This is a genomic window from Pelomonas nitida, assembly GCF_043555975.1.
GTDB classification, from domain to species: Bacteria; Pseudomonadota; Gammaproteobacteria; order Burkholderiales; family Burkholderiaceae_C; genus Pelomonas; species Pelomonas nitida.
On sequence record NZ_JBIGIA010000007.1, the window covers coordinates 1 to 24,712 of the forward strand.

24 protein-coding genes are annotated in these 24,712 nt (G+C 69.8%); 16 read left to right on the forward strand and 8 right to left on the reverse strand.

Features of this window, described 5'->3' with window-relative positions:
* Nucleotides 1-73 precede the first annotated feature (73 nt).
* Nucleotides 74-790, forward strand: coding sequence for a hypothetical protein (locus ACG00X_RS10360; RefSeq protein ID WP_394488066.1), 717 nt, complete (start codon nucleotides 74-76; stop codon nucleotides 788-790).
* Between the two features lie 169 nt (nucleotides 791-959).
* Here the strand turns inward: ACG00X_RS10360 and ACG00X_RS10365 are convergent, their stop codons facing one another.
* Nucleotides 960-1,160, reverse strand: coding sequence for a hypothetical protein (locus ACG00X_RS10365; RefSeq protein ID WP_394488067.1), 201 nt, complete (start codon nucleotides 1,158-1,160; stop codon nucleotides 960-962).
* Nucleotides 1,161-1,922: 762 nt separating this feature from the next.
* On the reverse strand, nucleotides 1,923-4,154 hold the full coding sequence (locus ACG00X_RS10370; protein ID WP_394488069.1) for an FAD-binding protein: 2,232 nt from the start codon (nucleotides 4,152-4,154) through the stop codon (nucleotides 1,923-1,925).
* 381 nt (nucleotides 4,155-4,535) lie between these two features.
* On the opposite strand from ACG00X_RS10370, the gene ACG00X_RS10375 reads away from it, so the two are divergent.
* Nucleotides 4,536-5,201: a type 1 glutamine amidotransferase domain-containing protein gene (locus ACG00X_RS10375; protein ID WP_394488070.1), complete on the forward strand. Its 666-nt coding sequence runs from the start codon at nucleotides 4,536-4,538 to the stop codon at nucleotides 5,199-5,201.
* 36 nt (nucleotides 5,202-5,237) lie between these two features.
* Here the strand turns inward: ACG00X_RS10375 and ACG00X_RS10380 are convergent, their stop codons facing one another.
* Nucleotides 5,238-6,260: a DctP family TRAP transporter solute-binding subunit gene (locus ACG00X_RS10380; RefSeq protein WP_394488071.1), complete on the reverse strand. Its 1,023-nt coding sequence runs from the start codon at nucleotides 6,258-6,260 to the stop codon at nucleotides 5,238-5,240.
* Nucleotides 6,261-6,822: 562 nt separating this feature from the next.
* Between ACG00X_RS10380 and ACG00X_RS10385 the strand changes: the two genes are divergently transcribed.
* The 3 genes from ACG00X_RS10385 (at nucleotide 6,823) to ACG00X_RS10395 (ending at nucleotide 11,315) form a co-directional block, all read left to right on the forward strand.
* Nucleotides 6,823-9,006 carry a hypothetical protein gene (locus ACG00X_RS10385; protein WP_394488073.1) on the forward strand — a complete coding sequence of 728 codons (2,184 nt, stop codon included), beginning with the start codon at nucleotides 6,823-6,825 and terminating at the stop codon, nucleotides 9,004-9,006.
* A 151-nt stretch (nucleotides 9,007-9,157) separates the two neighbouring features.
* Nucleotides 9,158-9,592: an InlB B-repeat-containing protein gene (locus tag ACG00X_RS10390; protein ID WP_394488074.1), complete on the forward strand. Its 435-nt coding sequence runs from the start codon at nucleotides 9,158-9,160 to the stop codon at nucleotides 9,590-9,592.
* Between the two features lie 214 nt (nucleotides 9,593-9,806).
* Nucleotides 9,807-11,315, forward strand: a complete 1,509-nt coding sequence (locus ACG00X_RS10395; RefSeq protein ID WP_394488075.1) for a pectate lyase family protein — start codon at nucleotides 9,807-9,809, stop codon at nucleotides 11,313-11,315.
* Between the two features lie 276 nt (nucleotides 11,316-11,591).
* On the opposite strand, the gene ACG00X_RS10400 is transcribed toward ACG00X_RS10395, so the two are convergent.
* Nucleotides 11,592-11,888 carry a hypothetical protein gene (locus ACG00X_RS10400; protein WP_394488076.1) on the reverse strand — a complete coding sequence of 99 codons (297 nt, stop codon included), beginning with the start codon at nucleotides 11,886-11,888 and terminating at the stop codon, nucleotides 11,592-11,594.
* A gap of 394 nt (nucleotides 11,889-12,282) precedes the next feature.
* Between ACG00X_RS10400 and trhA the strand changes: the two genes are divergently transcribed.
* The 4 genes from trhA to infA all read left to right on the forward strand — a co-directional run bounded on the left by trhA (nucleotide 12,283) and on the right by infA (nucleotide 14,066).
* Entirely contained in the window at nucleotides 12,283-12,945 is a 663-nt protein-coding gene (trhA, locus tag ACG00X_RS10405) for a PAQR family membrane homeostasis protein TrhA (protein ID WP_394488077.1), read from the forward strand.
* 262 nt (nucleotides 12,946-13,207) lie between these two features.
* Complete coding sequence (locus ACG00X_RS10410) at nucleotides 13,208-13,420, forward strand: cold-shock protein (protein ID WP_394488078.1); 213 nt, start codon at nucleotides 13,208-13,210, stop codon at nucleotides 13,418-13,420.
* 74 nt (nucleotides 13,421-13,494) lie between these two features.
* Nucleotides 13,495-13,713 carry a hypothetical protein gene (locus tag ACG00X_RS10415; protein ID WP_394488079.1) on the forward strand — a complete coding sequence of 73 codons (219 nt, stop codon included), beginning with the start codon at nucleotides 13,495-13,497 and terminating at the stop codon, nucleotides 13,711-13,713.
* Between the two features lie 89 nt (nucleotides 13,714-13,802).
* Nucleotides 13,803-14,066, forward strand: a complete 264-nt coding sequence (infA, locus tag ACG00X_RS10420; protein WP_394488080.1) for a translation initiation factor IF-1 — start codon at nucleotides 13,803-13,805, stop codon at nucleotides 14,064-14,066.
* A 45-nt stretch (nucleotides 14,067-14,111) separates the two neighbouring features.
* Here infA and ACG00X_RS10425 read toward each other — a convergent pair whose 3' ends face one another.
* From ACG00X_RS10425 to ACG00X_RS10435, 3 genes are read right to left on the reverse strand one after another with little or no spacing between them, the layout of a single operon-like run.
* Entirely contained in the window at nucleotides 14,112-14,753 is a 642-nt protein-coding gene (locus tag ACG00X_RS10425; RefSeq protein ID WP_394488081.1) for a pyridoxamine 5'-phosphate oxidase family protein, read from the reverse strand.
* Entirely contained in the window at nucleotides 14,753-15,217 is a 465-nt protein-coding gene (locus ACG00X_RS10430) for a nuclear transport factor 2 family protein (RefSeq protein ID WP_394488082.1), read from the reverse strand. The genes ACG00X_RS10425 and ACG00X_RS10430 overlap by 1 nt, the downstream gene beginning before the upstream one ends.
* A gap of 33 nt (nucleotides 15,218-15,250) precedes the next feature.
* Nucleotides 15,251-15,802 carry a carboxymuconolactone decarboxylase family protein gene (locus ACG00X_RS10435; RefSeq protein ID WP_394488083.1) on the reverse strand — a complete coding sequence of 184 codons (552 nt, stop codon included), beginning with the start codon at nucleotides 15,800-15,802 and terminating at the stop codon, nucleotides 15,251-15,253.
* A 117-nt stretch (nucleotides 15,803-15,919) separates the two neighbouring features.
* Between ACG00X_RS10435 and ACG00X_RS10440 the strand changes: the two genes are divergently transcribed.
* Entirely contained in the window at nucleotides 15,920-16,831 is a 912-nt protein-coding gene (locus ACG00X_RS10440; RefSeq protein WP_394488084.1) for a LysR family transcriptional regulator, read from the forward strand.
* Between the two features lie 45 nt (nucleotides 16,832-16,876).
* Here ACG00X_RS10440 and dmeF read toward each other — a convergent pair whose 3' ends face one another.
* Nucleotides 16,877-17,827: a CDF family Co(II)/Ni(II) efflux transporter DmeF gene (dmeF, locus tag ACG00X_RS10445; RefSeq protein WP_394488085.1), complete on the reverse strand. Its 951-nt coding sequence runs from the start codon at nucleotides 17,825-17,827 to the stop codon at nucleotides 16,877-16,879.
* Nucleotides 17,828-18,034: 207 nt separating this feature from the next.
* Between dmeF and ACG00X_RS10450 the strand changes: the two genes are divergently transcribed.
* The 6 genes from ACG00X_RS10450 to ACG00X_RS10475 all read left to right on the forward strand — a co-directional run bounded on the left by ACG00X_RS10450 (nucleotide 18,035) and on the right by ACG00X_RS10475 (nucleotide 24,583).
* Nucleotides 18,035-18,712: a DUF3348 family protein gene (locus tag ACG00X_RS10450; RefSeq protein WP_394488086.1), complete on the forward strand. Its 678-nt coding sequence runs from the start codon at nucleotides 18,035-18,037 to the stop codon at nucleotides 18,710-18,712.
* Nucleotides 18,709-21,354: a hypothetical protein gene (locus ACG00X_RS10455; RefSeq protein ID WP_394488087.1), complete on the forward strand. Its 2,646-nt coding sequence runs from the start codon at nucleotides 18,709-18,711 to the stop codon at nucleotides 21,352-21,354. Before ACG00X_RS10450 ends, ACG00X_RS10455 begins: the two co-directional genes overlap by 4 nt.
* Nucleotides 21,347-21,997: an OmpA family protein gene (locus ACG00X_RS10460; protein ID WP_394488088.1), complete on the forward strand. Its 651-nt coding sequence runs from the start codon at nucleotides 21,347-21,349 to the stop codon at nucleotides 21,995-21,997. Before ACG00X_RS10455 ends, ACG00X_RS10460 begins: the two co-directional genes overlap by 8 nt.
* Complete coding sequence (locus ACG00X_RS10465) at nucleotides 21,994-22,536, forward strand: DUF2894 domain-containing protein (RefSeq protein WP_394488089.1); 543 nt, start codon at nucleotides 21,994-21,996, stop codon at nucleotides 22,534-22,536. Before ACG00X_RS10460 ends, ACG00X_RS10465 begins: the two co-directional genes overlap by 4 nt.
* A gap of 293 nt (nucleotides 22,537-22,829) precedes the next feature.
* Nucleotides 22,830-23,675 carry a pectate lyase gene (locus tag ACG00X_RS10470; protein ID WP_394488090.1) on the forward strand — a complete coding sequence of 282 codons (846 nt, stop codon included), beginning with the start codon at nucleotides 22,830-22,832 and terminating at the stop codon, nucleotides 23,673-23,675.
* Nucleotides 23,675-24,583 carry a hypothetical protein gene (locus ACG00X_RS10475; protein WP_394488091.1) on the forward strand — a complete coding sequence of 303 codons (909 nt, stop codon included), beginning with the start codon at nucleotides 23,675-23,677 and terminating at the stop codon, nucleotides 24,581-24,583. The genes ACG00X_RS10470 and ACG00X_RS10475 overlap by 1 nt, the downstream gene beginning before the upstream one ends.
* The last annotated feature ends 129 nt before the right edge of the window (nucleotides 24,584-24,712 follow it).

Below are 24,712 nucleotides of genomic sequence, written 5' to 3' on the forward strand. Positions count from 1 at the left end.
TGCCAACACACCAAATAAGCAAACGTGCCACTACAGAAAATCGACCAATGCGCGCCTAAGTTGTTGATTCCAAATGGACCCGCTGGCGGAAAACGCTCGAAACGGCTGTTTGGTGTCGAACTCGGGGTCGCCCTCCATCCAGCAAGGAGCCAGCTCCAAGGCCGCGGAGGAAGCGAAGGCTGCGGGGTTCGACTACTACTTGAACTCTTCGTCAACTGTTGAGTTGACGTACCTATCCGAGGACTCTGCGGAGTGGAAGGCGATCTACGAAATCAATGAAAAGACTAAGGTTGCGCCATTACTGGCCGCAGACGACAACATTCGGATCATTGAGGATCGTCTGAAAAAGTTTCAAAAGAATTTGTCGCTGTCACGCCCTGACCTCGCGAAGGCCGATTGGGATGTCACGATTAAAGATGGGAAGCTCCAAGTAACGGGCGATGTGGCTGCCGATGACAAGAAAGTAATGGAGACCCGGCTGAATCAGGATCGAGCATTGGTAAATGCAGTAAATTCTTATATGAGCGCCGCAAAGACCTATCTGGAAACGAGTGACTTGAATCCGGCATTCACTACCACGAATGCGTACACCGGCAGGGCCATGCTCTATAACTTTGAGGATGTCGGCGCACAACTGGACGGGAAAGTCAATTTCAAGCAGCTTATTGAGGCCTCGTGGCGCATGTATGACAATCCGTGGGGTGGCGAGAATACAGATCCCGGTCGCTACAGGGGAGCCAGCTCATTCGACATCTTGGCTTCGCATTTGACATCAACTCCGCAGTCTTAAAATCGCTGAGAAGTCCAGAACGCACAACGCCCGCATTAGCGGGCGTTGTTGTTTGCGTGGGACCGGGATTCTGGAATCAATTCTCAAATTTAAACCCCATCGCTCCAGAAGCGAGCCGAATTCCCCCCGGCACAGAATAAGCAGCCGTGGTTTACCAACACGCCCCGCATCAATTCCTGGCCACTCTCCGCGCCTCAAGCACGGTTTCTTCCCATTCACCCCAGGTGGAATCCTGCACCTCGACGCCCGCCAGAAAATCAAGCTCGGCCTTCAGGCACTCGTGAGCAGGCCGCACTGCCGTTGCACGCCGAATGGCTTCGCGCAGTTGCCGGGCCGAGAGATGAGCAAGCGTGGCGAGTTGAACGTGCATGGCGGCCTCCGTGGTCAATGGCGTCAGTGGGGCGCCGGCTCAGGCCGGCAATATCACGCCAGGGTGGGGCGCGGGGTATGGATACCGCCGCGGGCCTCCGCCTTGTCGGGGCGTGATGACGCCATGATGAATCGCAAGCGGCGCGCTCCGGCGGTTTGGCCGGGGAATTGCCGGGGAATTGGCCTATCGATGACGCGGGCGCAGCGCCTTGGCTGTCGGACAACGCCAGCACCTAGAAGTTTCCACGGCCCGGCGGTCGGACAAAACCCTGTCGGCCGGTTTCGGGGCGATGCGCCAAATCTCTCCGGCGAATGCGGGCTCAGGCCTCAATGCGGTTCGTTCTGATGAATTCCTGCTTCGCCCACGCCCGGCGGCTGCAAGCTGAACCGACGCTCAGGTTCGCACGTGCGGCGGCCGGGATGGCCGCCCGCGCTCCGCTTCGCGCCGGTCGCCCGCTGACGGGCGCAACGCCGGAACCGCGATCAAGGCGCCGGCCTCGACACCTAGCCCGGATATTTCGCGAGGCCGGCCCGCGCCGACCTGCAACACCGATGAACACGGCGATCTCGCCGTTCAACGTGAAATCCACTTTGGCTTCACGGGCCTACGCGGGCTTGCGCGGCGCCAGGCTTGTGGCCTGCAGCTCAACTCCTCGCCAATGCCTACGGGCATTGGCTGCGGCCGTCTCGGCGCATCCCCCGGCGCCTGGCATCCACGCAATTCCCGCGTACCTCGCGAAATATCCGGGCTAGCGGTCGGCCGTCAATCGAAAATCGAGAACATGCCGGTGGGGTCGAGCTGGCGCCTCACGGCATCGAACCGGCCCCAGTGCGGGTAGATCCTCGCGAGCTCGTCCACCCGGGGTGCCTGGTGGAACTTGCCCCAATGCGGCCGGCCGTCCAGGGCCTGGAGCATGCGTTCCAGGTCGTCGAAGGTGCGGTCCACCGCCGCACGCTCCGTCGGCCAGTAGGTGTTGAAGAGCACGACGTCGGCGTCGGCGTTGGGCCCCAGGAACGATGCCGGGCTCTGTTTGAGGAACTTCAGTTCGATCTCGCGGCCGGCATGCTGGGCCGCGAAGGGGGAAGCACCGATCACCTGCAAGGCCTCGGCCAGGCGCGGCAGTGCCACGCCGTACTGCATGCTCAGCATGACGGTGTCGGCCGTGGGGCGCAGCGGCACCGCGTGGTGGTAGGCGAGCACCCAGTTGCCGGCATCGTTCTGCACATAGGGCGAGAAGCCTTCCTGGGGGCCCGGGCTGGTTTCCAGGCACTGCACGATCAGCTGCGGCTTGCCCAGCACCCAATGCACCCAGACATGCTCGTACTGGTTGAAGATGACCGCCTGCATGCGCACGAAATCTTCAGGCGAGATGTCGATGCGCACGTTGCGCGCCCACTTCATGTCCACGGCCTGCAGCTCGACCTCGGTGACGATGCCCAGCAGGCCGACCGAGACGCGGGCCGCCCGCATCAGGTCTGCATCGCTGCGCTCGTCGAGCACGAGCAGATCGCCCGAGGCGGTGGCCAGCGTCATGCCGACCACGGCGTCCGAGACGGTGCCCCAGCGGGGGCTGGTGCCGTGGGTGGCGGTGGCCACCATGCCGCCGATGGTGCCGTCCGTCAGGAAGGGCAGCGACGGCAGGCTCAGCCCCTGCGCGGCCAGCGCGCGCGTGATGTCGGCCATGCGGGTGCCGGCAGCGGCTCGCACCGTCTTGCGCTGACGGTCGATGCCCTGGATGCCGCTCAGCCCCGTCACGTTGATGGCGACGCCGCTCGTGTGGGCATAACGCGTCCAGTTGTTGCCAACGCCCATGGGGCGCACCTTGAGCCCTCGCGACGCCGCCTCGCGCAGCGCCGTGCGCACATCGGCCACCGACGTGGCGTTCACCAGATGCTGGGGCTTGAACCGGGACAGCCCGGCGTAGGCCTGGATCTGGATGCCGCAGCCATTGAGCTGGCGGTGCAGCACGGCGGGCGCCACCGGGCGCCCCACCCGGCCGGATTCGATCATCGCCTCGATGACCGCCACGTCCTTGAGCCCTTCCATCGGCGTGCAGGAGGGCTCCACGCCCTTCGTCAGCGCTTCGCACCAGTGCCGCAGCATGGGGTACACGCCACCGGCCACCCAGGGGTCGTCCGGCACGCCGAACAACTGCTCCTTGCCGCCCGACTCCACCAGCAGCTGGCTGTGCGTGAAGTTCGCCTTCAACGTGCCCGCCGTGCATTTGACGACGAGCTGATACGGGTCTTGCGCCGACGGCGGCTGCGTGAAGTCGACGGTGAAGCGCCCGCGCGCGCCGTTTTCGTACACCAGGTCTGCAAAGGCGCGGTCGGCCACGTGCGCCTCGGGATGCCAGCCGACCTGCGCCGACACCTCGGCAATGCCGCCGCCCAGCAGGCGAAGCAGCGAAACGAAATGCACGGCGGAGTCCAGCAGGAAGCCGCCGCGGTACTCCGCCGATGCACGCCAGCTCTGGCCGCCCCCCCAGCCCGCCGACTGGTAGCGGAAGTCGATGGACTCGATGGCGCCGAGCGAGCGGGCCTTGAGGATGTTCTGGATGGCCACGACGGCCGGCTTGAAGGGCCAGTTCTCGGCCACCGACCATGACCGGTCCCCGGGCAGGCTCCCGTAGGCCGCCAGCAGTTCACTGCAGCGCGCCACCGTCGCGGCGCAGGGCTTCTCGCTGATCACATGCTTGCCGGCCAGCAAGGCCTGGCGGACGGCCGCATCCATCAACGGCGTGGGCAGGACCAGGTCCACCGCATCGACATGCTCGTTCGCGAGCAGCGCGGCGTAGTCGGTGTAGGTGGGCACCTCGCGCCCCAGCACGCGCTGCGCTTCGAGCAGGGACGGCTGAGTCCGGCTGCAAAGCGCGACCACCTCGACGCGGCCTTCCTCTGACAACTGGCGCAGTGCCGGCAGGTGCGCCGCACGCGCAAACCAGCTGCAGCCGACAACGGCAACCCTTGGCACCCGCCCCGCACCATTCACCATATCGTTCCTCAGTCGAGCCGCCCTGCGCCGCATCGGCCGCCCGATGCGGCGCCTGCGTGGCGACGGCCACTGTAGCGTGCGCCGCTCGCGTGCGGCCCGGGCGCGGGCGACGCCGCCGCAGCAAGGCAGGCAGCGCGAGGCCGTGGCGCTGCAGGGCCATCGCCAACACGCCATGCCCGGCCCGGCAAACCCACGGTTTCCAGCCGCTCCAGCCCCCTCCACGCAGGCGCTGTGAGATCAGCCGGCGCGAACCCAGCGCCCGCGGCAGTGGCACCCGCATCGGCTGCGCCGCTGCCCACCGCAGGACGGCACCACGGCTGACATGGGCTGCGCGGCGCGCTGCCTAGAGTGCAACGCACCATCATTGCTCGAGGAGCCGCCATGCATGCCCTGTTCGTCACCACCAGCGCCACCCAGTTGACCCCTGACCACCCGACCGGGTTGTGGCTGGAGGAGTTCGCGGTGCCCTACCTGGCGGTGACGGGCGCCGGCATCCGGGTGACCGTGGCGTCGCCACTGGGCGGTGCGGTGCCGCTGGACCCGAAGACCGAGCCCAACGACGACGAACGCCAGCGCTGGGCGCCCGCGCTGCACGCGCTGCGCCACAGCGAACGGCTGGCGGATGTGCGGGACGCGTGGTTTGACGCCGTCTTCCTGCCCGGCGGCCACGGCCCGATGGTGGACCTGGTGACCGACACGACGCTGCAGGCGCTGATCAGCCGCCATGACGGCGCGGGCAAGCTCATCGCCGCCGTGTGCCACGGCCCCGCCGGCCTGCTCAATGTGCGCCGCGCCGACGGGCAGCCGCTGCTGAGCGGCCGCCGCACCACGGGTTTCACGAATGCCGAGGAGACGCTGTCTCGGCTGAAGGATGTCGTGCCCTTCCTGCTGGAAGACGAGATGAAGGTGCGCGGTGCGGACTTCCACTCCGCGTTGCTGCCTTTGATCAGCCACGTGGAGGAGGACGGCCACCTGATCACGGGCCAGAACCCGCGCTCCAGCCAGGCCGTAGCCGAGTTGCTGGTGAAGCGGCTGACCACACGCTGAGCCAGGCGGGGCGCGCAGACAGCGCGCCCGCTGCGCTCAGTTGGCGGGTGAGACGCCGGCGGCCCGGTAGAAGGCCTGGATGTTGTCGCGGCCGATGCGGCCTTCCATCTGCTTGCTGACCACCAGCATGGCGCGGCGCACGGCGTCGCGTTCGGCGGGCGTGGGCTCGTACAGCGTGGTCTTGCCGGAGGCCTTGATCTTGTCGTACGCGTCGCGGTCTTCGGCCTGGGTCAGGCCGTTGGCGTAGGTGGTGGCGTCACCGATGGCGGATTGCAGCGCCGCGCGGATGTCGGCCGGCAGCCCTTCCCAGAACTTGCGGTTGATGACGACCGCATAGGCCTGGTGGGAGTGGTTCAGCAGCGTGACGTACTTCTGCACCTCATAGAACTTCTGCGTGTAGACGTTGGACAGCGTGGCGTCCGCGCCGTCGACCACGCCCGACTGCAGCGCCTGGTAGACCTCGGAGAACGCCATGGTCTGCGGCAGCACGCCCAGCGCGCGCATCTGCGCCTCGATGACCTTGGAGGAGTTGATGCGGATCTTCAGGCCCTTGAAGTCTTCCACCTTGTGCAGCGGCTTGTTGGACGTGATGACGCGAAAGCCGGCGTCCCAGAAACCCAGGCCGTGCACGTTGCGGGCTTCCAGGCGCTTGAGCATGGCCGCGCCGAACTCGCTGGCCGCCACGCGCTGGTAGCTGGCGGTGTCGGGCGTGACGAAGGGCAGGTCGAAGACCTCGAATTCCTTGATGCCGAACGGCCCGAACTTGGACAGCGACGGGGCCAGCATCTGCACGGCACCGAGCTGCAGTGCCTCCAGCTCTTCCTTGTCCTTGTAGAGCTGGCTGTTGGGGTACACCTCCACGCGCACGCGGCCCTGGGTGCGCTCCTCGGCCAGCTTCTTGAAACGCAGCGCGCCCAGGCCCTTGGGGGTGTCGTTGGCAGCCACATGGCTGAACTTGATGACGATGGGCGCGCTGCCTTGCGCGAGCGCACGAACAGGGGCGAGGGCAGTCGTCAGGCACAGGCCTGCGGTGGTGCCCAGAAAAGTCCGACGGGACATGGTGCTTCCTTCAGTGATGGCTAGGCCACGGCTCAGGGCGTCAGGCCGTGTGCCGTGGGTCTGGGTGTCGGCCCTGGGGGCAGGGTCGATGGGCAATATAAGGTCGCCTGCCGGCAACGACCGCTGAGCCTCGAGCCTCCCGATGGCTGTGAGGCGCCGTGGCCTGCGTGTGCACCGGCATGCTGCCGCGAAGAACTCCGGCTTTCCAGAAGGTGAAGGCAACGCCTTGCCCGCCAGGGCCTCGGCGGGCCGGGTGGTATCAAAACCTGACATTCGTGCCCAACGGGTGGCGACACCCGCCGCCGAGGCGTCAGCCTGGCCGTGCCCGCGCGGCGCCCGGCCCGCCTGGCACCCCGGCGCAAACACTGCGCCAGAGCGGCCCGGCCGCCCCCGAAACCGCTAACGGGCCACGTTCGCGGCACGCGCACACGGCTGGTAACAAGCCCGCGACAACCCCTCGGTAACCTGCGTGACGTTGTGCTCATCCGGCGCAACGCCGTCACCCAGATCCATCACTGCAGCCGCTCCTCGCGGGGCGCGCTGAACGCTTCCCGAGGACTCCATGACGCGGATTTCTGCCCCGGCCCCGGCGGGCCATCGCCTCTCCCTGCCCCGCCCGCGTGCCGCACTGGCCAGCCTGGCCACCGCCGCCACCCTGCTGTGCGCCTGGCACGCGGCCGACGCCGCCACGCTGCGCGCCATGGCCAACAACCAGTTCGTCAGCGCCACGGCTGCCGGCACGTCCTACCTGACCGCCACCGCCACCACGGCCAGCAGCTGGGAGCAGTTCGAGGTCATCAGCAACAGCAACGGCACGGTTTCGCTGCGCTCCACGGTGAGCGGCAAGCTGGTGTCGGCCGACATCGGCCTGGCCGCTCCCAACACGGCCTCGCTGATCTCCAACCGCACGCAGGCCCAGGCGTGGGAGCAGTTCACCCTGGTGCCCCAGGCCAACGGCACGGTGGCGCTGCGTTCGGCGGCGAACAACCTGTTCGTCGCGGCCGACCTGAACATCGGCGGCAAGCTGGTGGCCAACCGCACGGCGGTCGACACCTGGGAGCAGTTCGTGCTGTCCGATGTGCCGGTGGTGACGCCCGACTTCGGTTCCAACGTCCACATCGTCAGCCCGCTGACGGCCAATCTGCAGGCCAAGATCGACGAGATCTACAACGCCCAGCAGCCCAACCACTTCGGCCCGCGCCGCGACGCCATCCTGCTGATGCCGGGCACGTACAACAACCTGCGCATCCCGGTGGGCTTCTACACGCAGGTGCTGGGCCTGGGCAGCCACCCGGATCAGGTGCACGTGGTGGGTGACCTGCGCTCCACGGCCTACCTCGACGGCGACAACGCGACGCAGAACTTCTGGCGCGGCGCCGAGAACTTCTCGGTCACGCCGACGCTGGGCATCGGCAACAACACGATGCAGTGGGCGGTGTCGCAGGCCATCCCGTTCCGCCGCATGCACGTGCGCGGCAACATCAAGCTGAACCAGAACAGCGGCTGGTCCAGCGGCGGCTGGTTCTCCGACGTGCTGGTGGACGGCCAGGTCAACTCCGGCTCGCAGCAGCAATGGATCTCGCGCAACAGCCAGTGGGGCAGCTGGACGGGCTCCAACTGGAACATGGTGTTCGTGGGCGTGCCCAACGCGCCGGCCGGTGACTTCCCCACGCCGGGCGCCCGCTTCACGAAGATCGCCCAGACGCCGGTGATCCGCGAGAAGCCCTACCTGTTCATCGACGCTGACGGCCGCTACGCGGTGCGCGTGCCGTCGCTGGCCACCAACACCAGCGGCATCAGCTGGGCCAACGGCGGCACGACGCCCGGCAAGACGCTGCCCATCAGCCAGTTCTACATCGCCAAGCCCAGTGACAGCGCGGCCACGATCAACACCCAGCTGGCGATGGGCAAGCATCTGCTGCTGACGCCTGGCAACTACCTGCTCACGCAGACGCTGAAGGTCAACAACCCGAACACCGTGGTGCTGGGCATCGGCTTCCCGACGCTGCGCTCGGACAACGGCCAGCCGCTGATCCAGACCGCCGACGTCGACGGCCTGAGTTTCTCGGGCCTGTTCCTGGACGCGGGCGCGACCGAGTCGGGCGTGCTGATGGAAGTGGGCCCCAACGGTGCCAGCGCCAACCACGCGGCCAACCCCATCACGCTGCACGACCTGTTCTTCCGCGTCGGCGGCGCCGCGGCCGGCCGCGCCAACATCGGCCTGAGCCTGAACGCCAACAACACCATCGTCGACCACACCTGGCTGTGGCGTGCGGACCATGGCAACGGCGTGGGCTGGACGACCAACCCCTCGGCCAACGGCCTGTGGGTGAACGGCAACGACGTGACCATCTACGGCCTGTTCGTGGAGCACTTCCAGGAACAGCAGGTGGTGTGGAACGGCAATGGTGGCCGCGTCTACTTCTACCAGTCCGAGATCCCCTACGACCCGCCCAGCCAGGCCGCGTGGACCAGCTCCACGGGCCGCGGCCATGCGGCCTACCGCGTGTCGAACTGGGTGACCAGCCACGAGGCCTGGGGCCTGGGCATCTACAGCGTGTTCAACAACGGCGGCATCGTGCTGGACCACGCCATCGAGGCGCCCACGAACAGCAATGTGCGCTTCCACAACATGATCACCGTCTGCCTGGGTGGCAACGGCGGCATCGTCCACGTGGTCAACAACACGGGCGCCCAGACCGGCTGCAACGCGAGCTACACGCCCACGCTGACCAGCTACCCCTGACCCGCTCCGCCCGTCCCGCCCCCTGCCGGCGTTCACCGCCAGCCGGGGCGGGCACTTTCCGGGTTTCCCCGGGGCGCTCGGCGCGGCGCGGCCCGGCGGCACCACCGCCTTGTGCTTGCAGTAACTGAGCAGCCCATCGACACCGGCGTTCATGCCTCCTCTTCACCCCGCCCTGCTCAGCACCGCGCCCGGCCTGTGCGTCGCGCTCGCGCTGCTGGGCTGCGGCGGCGGCAACCGCTCGCAGGCGCCCGTGGCCCCGCACAGCCTGACCGTGACGATCAGCGGCACCGGCAGCGTGGGGTCCACGCCAGCTGGCCTGGCCTGCACCGGCAGCTGCACGACGAGCTTCGCAGCAGGCAGCACCGTGACCTTGCTGGCCACACCGGCGGCAGACCAGGCCTTTGCCGGCTGGAGCGGTGATTGCCAGGGCAGCGCACCGCGCTGCACGCTGACGCTGGCGACCGACAAGCAGGTGACGGCGAGCTTCACCGCCGCAACTGCGGGAGGCAACGCCGCCCCGGCCTTGCACCTCGGCGCGTCGCCGCACGCACAGCGCACCACACTCGCCGCTGGCCGCCCGGGCTAGCCCAGCACCGTGCCACGGCTGTGCGCCTCGCACAGCGCCGGTGCGCCGCATGCGTTACAAAAAGCAAGACCTGCCACCAGGCATCAATTACAAGAAATAGGCACGAATCTGTCGTTATGGTGCCGCTCCATGCCAAGCCCGACATCCACGGGCCTTGGACGGCGCCTCTCGTTGGGGGCCGCCTGATTTCAATCCAAATCCAAAGGGAACACAGATGACCAAGTTCGCTCGTAGTCTTCAGGGAGCCGCCGCGTTGCTGGCGATCGCCGGTGCCGGCAACGCCCTCGCCGCTGACTGGCCCTCGGGCTACTCCAAGTGCGCCGATGAGGGCGAGACCTGCGCCATCAAGGACGGCGCCAAGCACGTCATCTCCTTCGGCATCAAGGACAAGTTCGTGACGAAGACGCTGTCGGGCAACATCGCCTGCAAGACGGCCACCTTTGGCAGCGACCCCTATCCCGGCAAGACCAAGAAGTGCGCCATCGGCCCTGTGTCGTCGGCTGCCCCGACGCCCGCGCCGGCGCCCACGCCCAAGCCGGCTCCGACCCCCGCGCCTACGCCGGCTCCCACACCGAAGCCTGCTCCGACGCCGGCCCCCACGCCGGCTCCGACACCCAAGCCCGCCCCGACCCCGGCACCCACCCCCGCCCCGACTCCGGCCCCGACGCCTGCGCCCACCCCCGCCCCGACGCCTGCTCCGGCCACTGACGTGAGCGGTGGCTTCGCCGGCAAGGTGACCGGCGGCGGCAACGTGGCCGCCGTGCAAGTGGCCACCGCTGCGCAAATGCAAGCGGCCATCGACGCCTACAGCGGCACCGGCGGCCTCGTGCTGCGCTACACCGGCAAGTTCGACTTCGGCACCATCCCTGACGCCTGCACGCAGTGGAAGAAGCCGGCCGGCGCCATCGTCGAGATCAAGAACAAGAGCAACATCACCATCGAAGGTGCTGACGGTTCTGCGGCCAACTTCGGCCTGGCGATCAAGGCGGAAGCCAGCAACATCATCATCCGCAACATGACCATCGGTCTGCTGCCTGGCTCCATCGACGCGATCGGCATCGAAGGCCAGGGCGGCAAGGTGCCGGGCTACATCTGGATCGACCACAACACGCTGTTCAGCTCGCTGGCCGAATGCAGCGGCGCCGGCGACCTGGAATTCGACGGCCTCGTGGACAACAAGGCAGGCGCCCACCACCTGACCTACTCCTACAACTACATCCACGACCACCACAAGGTCGGCCTCATCGGCTCCAGCGACAGCGACAGCAGCGCCCGCTACATCACCTTCCACCACAACTACTACAAGAACATCGGCTCCCGCGCACCGCTGCAGCGCGGTGGCTACACCCACCTCTACAACAACCTGTTCACCGACGTGAAGACGTCCGGCGCCAACATCCGCATGGGTGGTTACTCGCTGATCGAAGCCAACTACTTCGAGAAGTCGCAAAACCCCGTGACGTCGCGTGACAGCTCGTCCATCGGCTATTGGGAACTGCGCAACAACAACATCCGCACCGCCGCCGACTTCGCGACCTATGGCATCACCTGGGTGGCTAGCGAGTCCTCGCCCAGCCGCGACGCCAAGGACTGGGTCAGCACCGCCAACTTCCCCGTCGGCATTCCCTACAGCTACACGCCGAACACCCCGGCTTGCGTGAAGGCTCAGCTGCCGACGGCCGCTGGTGCAGGCACCGGCCTGGCCAAGCTGAGCTGCTCCTGAGAGGTGAGCTGAAGGCCGCGGCCGGGACGGCGCGGCCCTTCAGCGGCCGGCGGCCACAACGGCCAATGGCCTTGACGCACCGCGGCCAGCGCTGGCGCTCGACGATCGAGGGCCAGCGCTGACGGCTCTCGAAAACACCTGCGCCGGCCTGACGGCGGCGCCGCCTGATCAGGCTGATGCGGTCACCCGCATCGGCACTGGCGCGCACAAACGCCCTCGGCAACGAGGGGGTGGCGCTCGGCGCGATACAGGCAGTTGCGTGGTTAGAGAAACGCCTCAGCGCAAGCTGTCGAGGAAGCGTCGCGAGGTTGACTTCGACTTCGCGGGTACCAACGCCGCTTCGCCACGGCTGCTCGGCTTGCTGTCGGGAGCCGGCACGAACAAGGCCGAGCGCAGCTTGCGTGCCCACTCATGCAGCTCGCTCTGGTCCGGCTCGGACAAGGCCAGCTTGATGATCTCCCGCGCATAGTCGTTGTTGCGGACCAGCCACTCCACATCGGTGACCCGCCCGGTTTTGCGCCGCATCACCACGTGCAGGTGGGCCGCAATCGCCAGCTTCTCGCGTTCTTGCATCACAGTTCTCTCATGCGAAGTTGAGTGATGAGGGCTCCGCCAGCCCTCCCAACGAGCGCGACGCACGCGACGCACGCGCCAGGTCGGCGCGCAGCGGCGAGTGCGCCACCCGCTCAGACGGTTGCGCAGGACGGTGCCGTCAGCACTGATCTGGGTCGCTGGCACCAGCGCTGTGCTGGCACATGACAACGCGGGCACCCTGAGGCGCACCAACGCAGCGACCTGAAGCCCCCCTGCAACGACGGCTTGTTTCCCATACGCGACCCCTGTCTTTTGTTATCGGGCGGGGAACCTTGAATGCAAGTTGCAGGCCCAATTTTTGGCCGCGCATGATAACGTCAGCATCGATGTATTGCTGGCTTGCGCGAACCTGACACGCGCTCCCGACTGCCCCATGACCCGCCCCGCCGACCGCCCGCAGACCCTGGGCGAAGAAATCGCCAACGCCATCAGCCATGGCCTGGGGGCGCTGCTGGCCATCGCCGCGCTGCCGCTGCTCGTGGCCCGCGCGGTGCGGCACGGTGCCGCCGCCGACGTGGCCGCCGCAGCCATCTTCGCGGCCTCCGCCATCCTGCTGTACGGCGTGTCCACGCTCTATCACGCGCTGCCGTCCACGCTCGCCAACGGGCGCGTCAAGGCCTGGCTGATGCGGCTGGACCACGCCGCCATCTACGTCTTCATCGCCGGCAGCTACACCCCCTTCACGCTGGGCGTGCTGCAGACCGGCCCCGGCGTCACGCTGCTCGTGGCCGTCTGGGCGGCGGCGGCCTTCGGCGTGACCATCAAGCTGCTGAACCGGCTGCGCCACCCGATCGTCTCCACGCTGCTGTACCTGGCGATGGGCTGGGTGGTGGTGTTCGCCATGGGCCCGCTGGTCGAGCGCATGCCCGGCCCGGGCCTGGCGCTGCTGGTGGCGGGCGGCCTGAGCTACACACTCGGCGCCGTCGTGTTCCTGCTCGACAACCGGCTGCGCTACGCCCATTTCGTCTGGCACCTGTTCGTGCTGGGGGGCAGCGTCTGCCATTTCTTTGCCGCCCTCTGGTACGCCTATCGCTGAGGTCGACCAGGCCCCGGGAAGGCGGCCAAGCTGCCCGTCGGCAGCAGGGGGGCTTGACACGGCTGGTACATTTGCGGGTATAGATTCGCGCAAGGCCGTTTTCTCAAGGTCTTCTCTGCAGCCCCGCTGGCCACCCCCTGGCCCGTTCTCGCGAGCGGCTCGCTTCAGCAACTCCCGGTGAGTGTTCTTGAGTGTTTCTGTCTCCGCTCGGCATGCCGCCGACGGAGTTTTCATCCATACGACTTCCAAAAAAGGAAACACCATGACAACAGAAATCGGCACCGTGAAGTGGTTCGACGACGGCAAGGGCTTCGGCTTCATCACGCCGGACAATGGCGGCAAGGATCTGTTCGCCCACCACAGCGAAATCAAGAATGGCGGCGGCTTCCGCTCGCTGGCCGAAGGCGCCAAGGTGGAGTTCGAGACCAAGCAAGGCCCCAAGGGTCTGCAGGCGTCGAACATCCGCGCGCTTTGACCTGGCGGGCCGCTTGCGGCCCGTCTCCTACCGCAGCAGCCCTGCCCGGCCGCTGCGGCAAAAAGAAGAAGAAAATGAAGACCAACAAGAATATTGAAGTGGGACGCTATGTCGTCTCCCCCATGACACAGGCTCGAATCGGCGGCGGCTTTGACGCCCTCGTTTCGATCCGGTCCGGCCAGGGCATGGCCAGCGTGGACCGGGTGATGCAATTCACGCCGTGCTTTCGAAGCCCCAAGGCAGCCCTGCGCTACGCCCGGGTTGAAGGCATGGCCTGGGCGCATTGCCACTGACCACGCGCGGCCTTGACCGGCCGCATTCGTCGCCGGCACGGCCCTGTGGCCGGCCTCCCGTCTAATTTTTCGCTACTGGAGCCCCACACTTGGCCAAGGAAGAACTGATTGAAATGCAGGGCGTCGTCAACGAAGTCCTGCCCGACTCGCGCTTTCGCGTGACATTGACGAACGGCCACCAGGTCATCGCCTACACCGGCGGCAAGATGCGCAAGCATCACATCCGCATCCTGGCGGGTGACAACGTGTCGCTGGAGATGTCGCCCTACGACCTGAGCAAGGGCCGCATCACCTTCCGTCACCTGGAAAACCGCGGCCCGCGCCCGACGCCGTCCGGCCCGGCGCGCCGCTGAGCGCCCACCAGGCGCCTCGCGCCTGACCCCATCGGCCGCCACGGTTCACCCTGGCGGCCGATTGCTTTTGGGCGCGCCGGCCTGCAGCGCCAGCAGTTCGGCCTCCAGCGCGGCGATGCGGGTGTCGCGGGCCTCCAGCGCGGCCTGCACGTCGGCCGCGTCGAACTTCAGCGGGATGTGCTTGGGGCAGTTCGCGTCCCAGGCGCTGACCTCGAACACCAGCACGCCGGTGGCGCGGGCCGCGTAGCCCTGCGGCATCAGCCGGTCGAGCAGCGCCGCATCGCCCTCGACGACCCGGGCCCGGCCCCAGACCTTCACGCGCCGGCGCGTGGCGTGGTCGATCAGGAACAGCTGCGCGCGCGGGTTCTCCTCCAGGTTGCCCTGGGTGATGAACTGGCGGTTGCCGTCGAACTCGGCGAAGGCCAGCGTGTGCGCGTCCAGCACGCGGATGAACCCGGCCGGGCCGCCGCGGTGCTGCACATAGGGCTGGCCGTCGGCGCTGGCCGTGGCCAGGAAGGCGCTGTCGCGTTCGGCCAGGAAGGCGCGCAGATCGTCGTCGACCTCGGTGCGCCAGCCGTGGCCCTGCTCCATGCGCGCGTACGAGGCGCGCGAGCCCTTGCGCGCCTGCACGGCCTTCACGCGCGGGCTGAAGGCGACGTCGCTGGCGGGGTGGCGGGCGGCGTCCATCACAGCCCCAGCGCCGACAGCCCCGGGTGATCGTCGGGCCGGCGTCCGGCGGGCCAGTGGTAGAGCCGTTCGCTGTCGCGGATGGGCAGGTCGTTGATGCTGGCGATGCGGGTGTGCATCAGCCCCTCGGCATCGAAGGCCCAGTTCTCGTTGCCGTAGCTGCGGAACCACTGGCCGCTGTCGTCATGCCACTCGTAGGCGAAGCGCACGGCGATGCGGTCGCCCTGCGTGGCCCACAGTTCCTTGACGAGCCGGTAATCCAGCTCACGGCGCCACTTCAGCGCGAGGAAGGCCTCGATGGCCTCGCGCCCTTGCACGAACTGGCTGCGGTTGCGCCAGCGGCTGTCGGGCGTGTAGGCCAGCGCGACGCGGGCCGGGTCGCGGCTGTTCCAGGCGTCTTCGGCCAGGCGCACCTTTTGCGCGGCGGTTTCGGTCGTGAAGGGCGGCAGGGGCGGGCGGGACATGGCGTTCTCCTGAAAGACAGACGGCAGGCCGCGTCAGGCGGCCAGCGGCAGCGCGGCGGGGAAGTCGATGTCCGTGCGGGCGACGTTGTTCAGGTAGTTGGTCCACACGTTCAGCGCGACGTGTTGCACGATCTCGACGATCTGGGCGTCGTCGTAGCCCGCAGCGCGCACGGCGGCGAGCTCGGCATCGGCCACACGGCCGCGCTGCGTGGCCACGGCGACGGCGAACTGCACGGCGGCATGGGCCTTGGCGTCGCCGGAGCGGCCCTGGCGGTTGGCCTGGATCTCGGCGGCGTCCAGCTTGGCGACGTGGGTGCCCAGATAGCTGTGGGCCGACAGGCAGTAGTCGCAGCCGTTGATCTGGGCCATGGCCAGCGCGATGCGCTCACGGGTGGCCGCCGGCAGCCGGCCCTTGGCCAGCGCACCGGACATGCCGAGGTAGCCCTCCAGCGCGGCCGGGCTGCTGGCGACGGTGCGGAACAGGTTGGGCACGCTGCCGATCTGGGCCTCGACGGCCTTCAGCAGCGGCTGGGCGGCGGCGGGCGCGGTGTCGATGGCGGCGAAGGTGTGCAGACGGGTGGTCATGTCGGTTTCCTTGGGTGTTGTTGAAGGCCGGTGAGTGCCGGTGACGTCACTGTAGAAATTCCCGTTATCGGACACTAGACTGCGAAATCGCGATTCAATCTCTCATTTTTCGGGAACATGGACCGACTCGACGCGATGGCAGTGTTCGTGGCCGCCGTGGACGAAGGCAGCCTGTCGGCCGCCGGCCGCCGCCTGCAGATGCCGTTGGCTACGGCCAGCCGCAAGCTGGCGGAGCTGGAGACTCACTTGGGCACGCGGCTGGTCACGCGCAGCACGCGCCAGCTGACGCTGACCGAGGCCGGGCGCGACTACCTCGTCGCGGCCCGCGAGATCCTGGAGCGCGTGGAGGAGGCCGAACGCGGCGCGGCCGGCGTGCAGGCGGCGCCACGCGGCGAGCTGATCGTCGCCGCGCCGCTGGTGTTCGGCCGGCTGCACGTGGTGCCCGTGGTGACCGACTACCTGGCCCGCTTCGCCGACGTCAACGTGCGGCTGCTGCTCAGCGACCGCAACGCCAACCTGCTGGAAGAGCACATCGACGTGGCGCTGCGCATCGGCACGCTGCCAGACAGCGGCCTGGTGGCGCTGCGCCTGGGCGAGATCCGGCGCGTGACCTGCGCCAGCCCGGCCTACCTGGCGGCGCGCGGCACGCCCGCCGCGCCGGCCGACCTGCGCGGCCACGACTGCGTGAATTTCGAAGGCCTGGGCGGCACCTCCGCCTGGAGCTTCCCGGTGGCCGACACGATGCAGCGCGTGCCGGTGCGCACGCGGCTCAGCGTGACGACGGCCGACGCCGCCATCCGCGCGGCCGAGGGCGGTGCGGGCATCACGCGGCTGCTGTCCTACCAGGTGGCCGACGCGCTGCGCGAGGGTCGCCTGGTGCGCCTGCTGCCCGCGTACGAGCCGGCGCCGGTCCCGGTCAGCCTGCTGTACTCACGCCAGGGCCGGCTGCCGATGAAGACACGCAGCTTCCTGGACTTCGCCACGCCACGGCTGCAGGCCGCGCTGCGCGAGCTGCAACCCGCCGGCTGAGGTTCGGCCGGCGCGCGCAGCCGTGGCGCAGCGGGATCCCAGCCTTCAGGATGCGCAGCGGTGGATCTCGATCGTCGAATGCACGATCTCCTCGTGCACCGACAGCCACTGGCGCACATCGTCGGGCGTCAGCGCGGCGTCGTGCGTGACCAGGCTCAGCGCGCAGGAATAGCTCGCCCGGCCGACGCGCCACACGTGCAGGTCGGTGATGACCGTGCGGCCCGTGGCACCGCGCTCGGCGATGACCTCACGGATCTCGTCGACGACGGGATGGTCCATCTCGCGGTCCAGCAGCACGACGGCGGTGTCGCGGATCAGCCCCTTGGCCCACACCGCGACGACCACCGCGCCGACGATGCCCATGACCGGGTCCAGCCAGTCCCAGCCCATCCACCAGCCGCCGGCCAGCGCCGCGATGGCGGCCACCGATGTGGCGGCGTCGGCAGCCACGTGCAGATAGGCGGACTTGAGGTTCAGGTCGTGGTGATGTTCATGCCCACCATGCGTGTGGCCATGGCCGTGGTCATGCCCGTGATGGTCATGGGCGTCGCCCAGGATGAGCGCGCAGACGAGGTTCACGACGAGCCCCAGCACGGCCACCAGCATCGCCTCGGGGTAGTGGATGGCCTCGGGCTTGAGCAGGCGCTCCACCGAACCCCAGACCATCAGCGCGACGACACCCAGCAGGAAGATGGCGCTGGCGAAGCCGCCCAGGATCTCGATCTTCCACGTACCGAAGGCATAGCGCGAATCGCCCGCATGCCGCCGCGCGGCCGCGTACGCCGCGACGCTCAGGCCGATGGCGACCGCATGGCTGCTCATGTGGAAGCCGTCGGCCAGCAGCGCCATCGAGTTGTAGTACCAGCCGGCGGCGATCTCCAGCAGCATCATCGCGGCCGTGATCCACATCACCCGCCGTGTGCCGCGCTCGCCGGCGGCGTTACCGGCGTCGAAGGCATGGTCGTGCCGCCAGGCGGAGAGATCTTGGGTGTGCATGGCCGGTCCTCCTGACTGCTCGAATCACCGGATTCTCCTCCGACACGTGCCCCACCCCGCTGCGTGGGCAGAACGCGCAGCCGGCCGATCGCCCGCGCGGCGCCGGCGCCCCGGCGGGCACCGCCAAATCGCGATTCACTAAAATCGTGCGCTTTTTTCGCGCCGCCCCTGGGCGCCGAGCGTGCCCACGCGGGCCCGCCGATCGAAATGCACGCCTCCCCGCCTCCCTCCACAGCCCCCGAGCCCCTGGCCCGGCTGCTGCTGCAATGGGGCGTCGCCCCCGTCGCGGCCGCACCCGCAGCGGCCCGTCTGGGCGGTGGGCTGGGCTGGGCCGACGCCATCGCGCTGTCGCAGGTGCTGGCCGCGCCTCCCGCCGCCGGTGCCGACGCGGCCGCGCGCCAGGAGGCGCAGGCCTGGGCCGCCGCCGCGCTGGACCGCCTGCAGGCCGAGCTGGCCGCCGGCTTCGACGACGCCGAGCTGGCCCGCGACGCGGCCGAGCCCGCGCCCGACGGCATGCCGCTGGCCGACCTGCTGGCGCCGTTCCGGCTGCACCACACCCAGCAGCAGCGCACCATGGCGGCGCGCGTCGCGACGCTGCGCGAACGCCTGCGGCCCCGGCTCGCCGCAGCGTCCGGCGCGCTCGCGCGGCTGGCACAGCTGGACGCGATCTTCGAGCAGGCCCTGGCCGCCCAGGAGCGCGAACGCCTGGCCGGCCTGGCCACGCTGCTGACGCGCCGCGCCGAGGCTCACCAGCTGGCCGACCCACGCCGCTGGCGCCAGCGCTTCTGGGCCGACCTGCAGCGGGCGCTGCGCGCCGAGCTGGACCTCCGACTTCAACCGGTGCAGGGCCTGATCGACGCCCTGCACCCCGCCGATTCCCGATGAACCGACTCCTCCACGCCCTCTACCCCCTCGCCCTGGCCGCCGGGCTCGCCGGCATCGCCGGCGCGGCCCTCGCCGCCGCACGCCATCACCCGGCGGCGCTGGTGATGACGCTGCTGATCGCCGCCTTCTTCGTCATCGGCGTCGCCGAGCTGCGCGCCTTCCGCCGCGCCAGCCGCGAGTTCGCCGACATGCTGGCCAGCGACGCCGACGAGGGCTGGATCGACCGCGTGCCCGCCGCGCTGCGCGCCGCCGTGCAGCAACGGCTCGAAGGCCTGCGGGTGGCGCTGCCGGGGCTGACCCTGGCGCCGGCGCTGGCCGGGCTGCTGGTGCTGCTGGGCATGTTGGGCACCTTCATCGGCCTGGTGCTGACGCTGGGCAGCACGGCCAGCGCGCTGGGCGCCTCTGCCAACCTGGCGGCGCTGCGCACCGCGCTGGGCGCGCCGGTGCAGGGCCTGGGCCTGGCCTTCAGTGCCAGCGTGGCTGGCGTGACCGGCTCGGCCATGCTGGGCCTGATGGTGGCACTGGCGCGGCGCGAGCGCACGGCCGTGGCCGCCCGGCTCGACGCCGCGCTGCTGGGCCCGCTGCGCCCGCTGACGGCAGCGCACCGCCGCGCGCTGGCCCAGCAGGCCGCCGAGGCCGAAGCCGCCGAGCTGGCGCAGGCCCGGCAACGGGAGCTCGTCGCGCAGCTGCAGCAGTTCGCGCAGCAGATGGCCGACCGCCTCGCCACGCAGAACGACCAGTTCCACGCCGAAACCCGCCAGGCCTACGGCGCACTCGCGGCCAGCGTGGACACGACGCTGCGCACCAGCCTGACGGAGGCCGCCCGCCTGGCGGGCGCCGCCATCCAGCCGGCGGCCGAGGCAGCCATGGCCGGCATCGCGCGCGAAGCAGCCTCGCTGCATGAACGCGTCGGCACTCAGGTGGCCGAACAGCTCGACGCGCTGGGCGGCCGTTTCGAGGCCGGCGCCGCGCGCCTGGCCCAGCAAAGCGAAGCCGCCGCGACCGCTCAGGCCGACGGCCTGGAACGGCAACGCGCGGCCGCGCTGCAACTGCTGGCCGACACCGGCGCGGCCACGCAGCAGGCCGTGCAGCAACTGGGCGACCGCTGGACGACCGAAGCCCGCGCGCTGCTGACCGCGCTGGACGCCGCCGCCACGCGGCAACAGGCCTCGCAGGCCGAGGCCGACATGGCCCGCGCAGCCGCGCTGCAGGCCCAGACCGACGCACTCGCCGCCCAGCGCGCCGCCGCCAGCCAGGCGCTGGCCGACACCGCCGACCGCTTTGCGGCGCAGACGCAGTCGCTGCTGGACCGGCTGGCCGACGCGCAGACGCAGCACCAGGCCGCGCAGGCCGAGCAGGACGCCCAGCGCCGCGCCGAAGCCCGCGCCGACGCCGAGGCGCTGGCCCGCCAGCGTGCGGCCAACGAAGACCTGCTCGCCCGCCAGCGCGACGCCGCACAGCAACTGCTGGCCGACAGCGGCAGCCGCGCGCAGCAGGCGCTGACAGACCTGACCCACGGCTTCGCGGCGCAAACGCGCGACCTGCTCGACCGCATCGCCGACAGCCAGACCCGCCACGCCGCGCAACAGGCCGAGCTGGACGCCCAGCGCCGCGCCGAGGCGCGCGCCGACGCTGAGGCGCTGACCCGGCAACGCGAGGCCAACGAACAGCTGCTGGCCGCCCAGCGCGAGGCCGCGCAGCAGTTGCTGGCCGCCAGCGGCCAGCGCGCGCAAGACGCCCTCACCGAGCTGACCGCCGGCTTCACGGCACAGACCCAGCAGGCCATCGCCGCCATCGCCCAGGCGCACGGCCAGCTGCAGTCCGCCCACGCCAGCCACGACGCCGAACGCCTGGCGGCCTGGCGCACCGAACTGCAGCAGGCCGGCGCGGCCCAGCAGGCCCGGCAGCAGGCGCTGGCCGACGCGCTGCTGCAGCACACGCGCGAGCTCGTGGCACAGAACGAGGCGCAGGCCCGCAGCACGCTGACCGAGGCCGGCACGCTGCTGAAGGCGGCCGGCGAGGCGCCGCGCGCCGCCGTCGAGGTGGTGGCGGCGCTGCGCGAACAGCTGGCGCAGAGCCAGGCCCAGGACCGCGCGGCCCTTGCCGAGCGCGCCGAGCTGATGCAGACGGTCTCCACGCTGCTGGCCTCGCTGCAGCAGGCGGCCGGCGAGCAGCGCGCGGCGCTGGACACCCTGCTCGGCAGTGCCGGCTCGCAGGTCCAGGCGCTGCTGGGCGGCGCCGCCCACCAGGTGAGCACGCTGCTGGACGGCACGGCGGCGCAGGTCAGCACACTGACCACCGGCGCCGCCACGCAACTGGAGGCGCTGGGCCAGCGCATCACCGCCCAGACCGATGCCACGGGCCAGGCCCTGGCCGACGCCGCGACCACCATCGCCGCCAGTGCGGCCGAGATGGGCAGCCTGGGCGAAGGCTTCGGCGTGGCCGTGGAACAGTTCCAGGCCGCCAACGCGCAGCTGGTGCAGCACCTCGGCGCGCTGGAAGAGCGCCTGGGCAGCGCCATGGCGCGCAGCGACGAGCAGCTGGGCTACTACGTCGCGCAGGCCCGCGAGGTCATCGACCTGTGCCTGGGCTCGCAAAAAGCCGTGCTGGATGCGCTGCAGGGGGCCGCCCCGCATGGATGAGCTGGAGATCGAGCAGGAAGGCCACGTTGAGGGTCTCAGCGCGCCCGCCTGGGCCGCGTTCGGCGACCTGATGGCCGGCGTGCTGGGCGCCTTCGTGCTGGTGCTGGCCGCCGCGTTGGTGGGCCAGCTGGACCTGGCCCACCAGCTCCAGGCCGAAGTGGAACAGCGCCAGGCCGAGCAGGCCCGCCGCGAGGCGCTGGAGCGCGCGCTCGCCGGGCCGCTGTCGGATGGCCGCATCACGCTCGTGGAAGGCCGCATCGGCATCAGCGGCGCCGTGCTGTTCGCCGTCGGCTCCGACCAGTTGCACCCGGAGGGCCTCGCCCTCATCAAGAGCCTGGCCGTGCCGCTGCGCGCCTACCTCGCACAGCGCGACGAGATCCTGATGGTCAGCGGCTTCACCGACGACCGCGCGCTGGCGACGGCCAAGTTCGCCGACAACTGGGAGCTGTCGGCCCAGCGTGCATTGAACGTGGCGCGCGCGCTGATGGCCGAGGGCCTGCCGCCCGACGCCGTGTTCGCCGCCGCCTTCGGGCCGCAGCAGCCGGTGGCCTCCAACGATGACGCCGCCGGCCGCGCGCTGAACCGGCGCGTCGAGATCGCGCCCACGCCCCGCCCGCGCCGCGTGGCAGCCTCCGCGCCGTGACGACCGACGCCGCCGCCGACCCCGTCGCGTGGGCGCTGGCCCAGGCCGGCAGCGACCCCGTGCGCGCCCGCGTGCTGTCGGCGCTGGCCCGGCGCGCCTCGGCGCAGCCCCCCGGCGCGCTGCGCGAGCGGCTCGTGGCCCGGCTGATGGCGCGCGCGCAGGCGGCACCGGCACTGCCCGCGCCCGCGCCCGCTCCGGCGCCGCGCCGGCCCCCGAGCCCGCTGGCAACGCTGGTGGCCGAGCTGCAGGCCATGGGCACGGACCTGCGCCAGGTGCAGGCCCACCAGCCCACCTGGCGCGCGCTGCGCGCGCAGCGCCGCCTGGCCGAGGTGGCCGCGCCCGTGCCGGAACATCTGGGCCCGCTGAACAGCCAGGTGCTGGTGGCCCGCGCACTGCAACAGCTGCACGCGCTGGCGCCGGACTATCTGCAGGGCCTGCTGACCCAGGTGGACACGCTGGCCGCCCTGGCGCCGCTGCAGGCCGCGGCGGCGCCTGCCGACAAACCGGCCCGCAAGACGGCCGCCCCACGCCGGCGCTGAGCGGCGCGGCGGCGCGGCGGCGCGGCGGCGCGGCAGTTTGTCCGGCCTGTGACGCTCCGGGAGGGGCGCGACACCTGAATCAGGCTCAGGCCAGCCCGCATTGGAACAGTGTTCCAAAAGAATAAATTTGTGTCCGTTTGGTGCAAGACGCCGGCCTCGACCGTCAGTGGCGACGGCTTGGAGCTGTTGTTCAACTCCTTCGCGCCGCCACGCGGTTCTCACGGGCCCCGTTGTCGTGCTGACGCCCCGCAGCCGGGCTAGCGGCTGCTGTGATCAACGGTAGGAGACAAAACATGAACAGTGAAAAGACGCAACGCCCGATCAGCCGCCTGTGGCAGGGCTTGCTCGGCCTGGTGCTGATGGCCGTGGCGGGCACCGCCGCGGCCGCACCGTCCGCTCGCACGGTACCGGCCTGCACCAAGGTCAACGTCAGCGCCACCATCGACGTGCCCGCCGGCACGACCTGGGACGGCGTGGCCAAGTACGGCAAGTGGGTCTGCCTGGTCGGCACGGCGTCCAACATGAAGGGCACGCAGAGCGAAAGCCAGATCCCGATGTTCAAGCTGAACAACGGCTCGACGGTCAAGAACGTCGTCATCGGCGACGGCTCGCTCGGCAGCGGCACCAACCTGGCTGCCGGTGGCGCCGACGGCGTGCACTGCTACGGCGTGTGCAACATCACCAATGTCTACTGGGCCGACGTCGGCGAGGACGGCGCCACGGTGAAGAAACTCAGCGGCGTGACCAGCAAGCTGACCATCTCCGGCGGCGCGGCCTTCAAGGCCAAGGACAAGCTGTTCCAGCACAACGGCGACGGCACGCTGGTCATCCAGGACTTCTATGCCGACAACATCGGCAAGCTGGTCCGCTCCTGCGGCAATTGCTCCACGCAATACGCCCGCAAGGTGACCGTCAGCGGCGTTCGCCTGGGCACCGTCAATTCGGCGGGGATCGGCGTCAACAGCAGCTACGACAGCAAGTCGGGCATCTCCGGCAAGTACGACGTGGCCACGATCACCGACCTGGTCTACAGCGGCTCCAAGGCCAAGTGCGAGGGCTATGTCGGCACCGGCTCGGGCAATGAGCCGGTGAAGGACACCAGCAGCAGCAACGTCGCACGCGCCTGCGTGTTCAAGTGATGAGCACCCGCCCGCTGCGCTGGACGATGGCGGCAGGCGGCCTGGCGGCTCTGGCCTACCTGGCACTGCCCGAGCGAGAGACGCCCCCCGCTGCCGGCCCGGTGCACGGCGACGCCGCAGCGCCGCGCGCGACGGCCCAGTCCGCGCTGGCCCTGGTGGCGGCGGGCTCCAACGCCCCGTCAACGCTGGACGCAGCGCTCGCCCCCGACGCGCTGCTGCAGCACCTGCTGGGCCCCGCGCCCGAGGCGGCCTTGCCGCAGCTCGAAGCGCTGGCGCGCCGCTCGCCTGCCGAAGCACTGCCGCTGTACGAACGGCTGCTGTCCCGCTGGGCCTCGCAGCGCCAGTTCCCGCAGGCGATGCTGGCCCTGTCGACCGCCCCGCTGGACGACGACACCCTCCACATGCTGCGGCAGCGCCTGATCGACGGCTGGGCCGAAGCCGCGCCCGACCAGGCCATGCGCTGGGCCCAGAACATGCCCGGCCAGGCCGAGTGGCTCGCGCCACTGCAGGACCGCTGGCTGCAGCAGGACGTTCGCTCCGCCACCATCTTCGCGAGCACGCTGCCACCGGGCGAACAACGTCAGGCCTTGCTGGACGAAAGCCTGTCGCGCTGGACCGCGCAGGACGGCCAGGCCGCCCGCGACTGGCTGCGCTCGCAGGGCTCGCGCGCCGAGCTGGACGAGGCCATCGCCCGCCACGCCACGGGCGACGAAATCGGGCGCTACGCCCCCTTCGACGCCATGGACCTCATCGGGCGCATGGCCGTGCCCGAGCGGCGCTGGCAGGCCTGGCAGGCGCTGGCGCAAACACTGCAGGACATCGACCACGACCGCGCCGTCTCGCTGCTGAACCAGGCCCCGGGCCTGACACCGGCCGAGCGGGCCCGGCTGATCGAGGAGCTGCGCTGAGGCTAGATCCGGCAGTTGGGCAAGCCCGAGGGGCGGGCGAGGCGGGGCGCTGGCAAGGCGTGACAACGAAGTGGGCTCGTGCCCACGAGGAGAAGCAACGCGGCCAGCGCCACGAAGCGCCAGCCCAGC

Bases quoted from the DNA above. Each gene is read 5' to 3' on its own strand.
- ACG00X_RS10360 (WP_394488066.1), top strand. From the start codon at position 74: ATGGACCCGCTGGCGGAAAACGCTCGAAACGGCTGTTTGGTGTCGAAC.
- ACG00X_RS10365 (WP_394488067.1), bottom strand. From the start codon at position 1,160: ATGCACGTTCAACTCGCCACGCTTGCTCATCTCTCGGCCCGGCAACTG.
- ACG00X_RS10370 (WP_394488069.1), bottom strand. From the start codon at position 4,154: ATGGTGAATGGTGCGGGGCGGGTGCCAAGGGTTGCCGTTGTCGGCTGC.
- ACG00X_RS10375 (WP_394488070.1), top strand. From the start codon at position 4,536: ATGCATGCCCTGTTCGTCACCACCAGCGCCACCCAGTTGACCCCTGAC.
- ACG00X_RS10380 (WP_394488071.1), bottom strand. From the start codon at position 6,260: ATGTCCCGTCGGACTTTTCTGGGCACCACCGCAGGCCTGTGCCTGACG.
- ACG00X_RS10385 (WP_394488073.1), top strand. From the start codon at position 6,823: ATGACGCGGATTTCTGCCCCGGCCCCGGCGGGCCATCGCCTCTCCCTG.
- ACG00X_RS10390 (WP_394488074.1), top strand. From the start codon at position 9,158: ATGCCTCCTCTTCACCCCGCCCTGCTCAGCACCGCGCCCGGCCTGTGC.
- ACG00X_RS10395 (WP_394488075.1), top strand. From the start codon at position 9,807: ATGACCAAGTTCGCTCGTAGTCTTCAGGGAGCCGCCGCGTTGCTGGCG.
- ACG00X_RS10400 (WP_394488076.1), bottom strand. From the start codon at position 11,888: ATGCAAGAACGCGAGAAGCTGGCGATTGCGGCCCACCTGCACGTGGTG.
- trhA (WP_394488077.1), top strand. From the start codon at position 12,283: ATGACCCGCCCCGCCGACCGCCCGCAGACCCTGGGCGAAGAAATCGCC.
- ACG00X_RS10410 (WP_394488078.1), top strand. From the start codon at position 13,208: ATGACAACAGAAATCGGCACCGTGAAGTGGTTCGACGACGGCAAGGGC.
- ACG00X_RS10415 (WP_394488079.1), top strand. From the start codon at position 13,495: ATGAAGACCAACAAGAATATTGAAGTGGGACGCTATGTCGTCTCCCCC.
- ACG00X_RS10425 (WP_394488081.1), bottom strand. From the start codon at position 14,753: ATGGACGCCGCCCGCCACCCCGCCAGCGACGTCGCCTTCAGCCCGCGC.
- ACG00X_RS10430 (WP_394488082.1), bottom strand. From the start codon at position 15,217: ATGTCCCGCCCGCCCCTGCCGCCCTTCACGACCGAAACCGCCGCGCAA.
- ACG00X_RS10435 (WP_394488083.1), bottom strand. From the start codon at position 15,802: ATGACCACCCGTCTGCACACCTTCGCCGCCATCGACACCGCGCCCGCC.
- ACG00X_RS10440 (WP_394488084.1), top strand. From the start codon at position 15,920: ATGGACCGACTCGACGCGATGGCAGTGTTCGTGGCCGCCGTGGACGAA.
- dmeF (WP_394488085.1), bottom strand. From the start codon at position 17,827: ATGCACACCCAAGATCTCTCCGCCTGGCGGCACGACCATGCCTTCGAC.
- ACG00X_RS10450 (WP_394488086.1), top strand. From the start codon at position 18,035: ATGCACGCCTCCCCGCCTCCCTCCACAGCCCCCGAGCCCCTGGCCCGG.
- ACG00X_RS10455 (WP_394488087.1), top strand. From the start codon at position 18,709: ATGAACCGACTCCTCCACGCCCTCTACCCCCTCGCCCTGGCCGCCGGG.
- ACG00X_RS10460 (WP_394488088.1), top strand. From the start codon at position 21,347: ATGGATGAGCTGGAGATCGAGCAGGAAGGCCACGTTGAGGGTCTCAGC.
- ACG00X_RS10470 (WP_394488090.1), top strand. From the start codon at position 22,830: ATGAACAGTGAAAAGACGCAACGCCCGATCAGCCGCCTGTGGCAGGGC.
- ACG00X_RS10475 (WP_394488091.1), top strand. From the start codon at position 23,675: ATGAGCACCCGCCCGCTGCGCTGGACGATGGCGGCAGGCGGCCTGGCG.